Annotated in this window: 2 rRNA genes; both read left to right on the plus strand. The window is 52.0% G+C overall.

Going from position 1 to position 1,395, the window contains the following annotated elements:
• Positions 1 to 1,157 (plus strand): 23S ribosomal RNA (locus SM757_RS34775); the annotation flags it as partial.
• 134 nt (positions 1,158 to 1,291) lie between these two features.
• Positions 1,292 to 1,395: ribosomal RNA gene (rrf, locus tag SM757_RS34780) — 5S ribosomal RNA — on the plus strand; the annotation flags it as partial.

Raw genomic sequence — 1,395 nt, forward strand, 5'->3', positions numbered from 1 at the left:
GAGCCGAATGGGGTCGCAGAGAATCGGTGGCTGCGACTGTTTATTAAAAACACAGCACTCTGCAAAGACGAAAGTCGACGTATAGGGTGTGACGCCTGCCCGGTGCTGGAAGATTAAATGATGGGGTGCAAGCTCTTGATTGAAGTCCCAGTAAACGGCGGCCGTAACTATAACGGTCCTAAGGTAGCGAAATTCCTTGTCGGGTAAGTTCCGACCTGCACGAATGGCGTAACGATGGCCACACTGTCTCCTCCAGAGACTCAGCGAAGTTGAAATGTTTGTGATGATGCAATCTCCCCGCGGAAAGACGGAAAGACCCCATGAACCTTTACTGTAGCTTTACATTGGACTTTGAACAGATCTGTGTAGGATAGGTGGGAGGCTTTGAAACTGAGTCGCTAGATTCAGTGGAGCCGTCCTTGAAATACCACCCTGGTGTGTTTGAGGTTCTAACCTTGGCCCGTGATCCGGGTTGGGGACAGTGTATGGTGGGCAGTTTGACTGGGGCGGTCTCCTCCCAAAGCGTAACGGAGGAGTTCGAAGGTACGCTAGGCACGGTCGGAAATCGTGCTGATAGTGCATTGGCATAAGCGTGCTTGACTGCGAGACTGACAAGTCGAGCAGGTACGAAAGTAGGACAAAGTGATCCGGTGGTTCTGTATGGAAGGGCCATCGCTCAACGGATAAAAGGTACTCTGGGGATAACAGGCTGATACCGCCCAAGAGTTCATATCGACGGCGGTGTTTGGCACCTCGATGTCGGCTCATCTCATCCTGGGGCTGTAGCCGGTCCCAAGGGTATGGCTGTTCGCCATTTAAAGAGGTACGTGAGCTGGGTTTAAAACGTCGTGAGACAGTTTGGTCCCTATCTTCCGTGGGCGCTGCAAGATTGAGAGAGCCTGCTCCTAGTACGAGAGGACCGGAGTGGACGCACCTCTGGTGTACCGGTTGTCACGCCAGTGGCATTGCCGGGTAGCTAAGTGCGGAAGAGATAACCGCTGAAAGCATCTAAGCGGGAAACTCGTCTCAAGATGAGTCTTGCCCAGGCCTTGAGCCTGCTAAAGGGTCGTTCGAGACCAGGACGTTGATAGGCTGGGTGTGGAAGCGCAGTAATGCGTTAAGCTGACCAGTACTAATTGCCCGTGAGGCTTGACCCTATAACTTTGACAAAACAGTCAAAGATGAGCATTTGAAGTTGTTGCCCAACAAAGCGGCGACGCAATCAATAAAGCTGATAGACTCTATTGAATTGGCTTGATTGCCGAAAAGGCAATCAGGCAAAAAGTTCAAGCCTGATGACCATAGCGAGGTGGTCCCACCCCTTCCCATCCCGAACAGGATCGTGAAACACCTCAGCGCCGATGATAGTGCGGATTCCCGTGTGAAAGTAGGACA

This window comes from Azohydromonas lata, from assembly GCF_034427735.1.
Lineage (GTDB): Bacteria > Pseudomonadota > Gammaproteobacteria > Burkholderiales > Burkholderiaceae_C > Azohydromonas > Azohydromonas lata.